The organism is Phormidium sp. CCY1219 (assembly GCF_035615515.1).
GTDB lineage: Bacteria > Cyanobacteriota > Cyanobacteriia > Cyanobacteriales > Laspinemataceae > CCY1219.
The window spans coordinates 1-674 of the sequence record NZ_JAJENT010000949.1 but is presented as its reverse complement, the minus strand read 5'-3'; the positions used below and the strand labels follow the sequence as shown (position 1 = coordinate 674).

Annotated in this window: 1 pseudogene; it reads right to left on the bottom strand. The window is 40.4% G+C overall.

Annotation, left to right across the window (positions count from 1 at the left end):
• A pseudogene (locus tag LKK83_RS30675) lies at window positions 1–674 on the bottom strand (hypothetical protein); the annotation flags it as partial.

Here is a 674-nt window from a genome sequence, read left to right as displayed (position 1 = left end):
CCCAACCGATTTTGTAAACTCGCCCATTTTTTCGGTTCTGCCTCACGGGTTCTCACCTGTAATGCCGCTTCATAACAGGCAATTGCCCGATGCCAGTTCTCTAGTTTGTCTCCTTCGATTCGATTGCGATAAGTTCCGCCCAGATTGAATTGTACCATTGCCCAATCTTTGGGATACTCTTCACATGTATAGACTTCTAATGCTGCTTCATAACAGGCAATTGCGGTTTCCAAATTCTCCGCTTTATCTCCGCGAATGCGCTTAGAGTAAGCATGACCCAAAGTCTTCTGAGTCATTGCCCAATTTTTGGGATAAGTTTCACGGGAGTAAGCAGTTAAATTTTCTTGATAAATCCTAATTGCTTGTTCGATACTTTCTGCTTTTTCTATGGGATAATCATAGAAATAAATATTAGCCAAATAATGAGAAGCAGCAGCCATCCACTTGATATCATTGACTTCCCGATAAGATTTCCTGGATAGCTCATAGTTCTCTACTGCATTATGGAATTGCTCTAATTTTCCATAGCATCGAGCCAACATATACTGAGAATTGGCAATTTTATAAGTTTTTCCACTCTCCTCATCCAAAGATTCCGCTATCTGCAAAGCAGATTCAAAGCCAGATAATGCCTCCTGATATTGCTGGATATTAAACTGAAACATTGCTAAGTC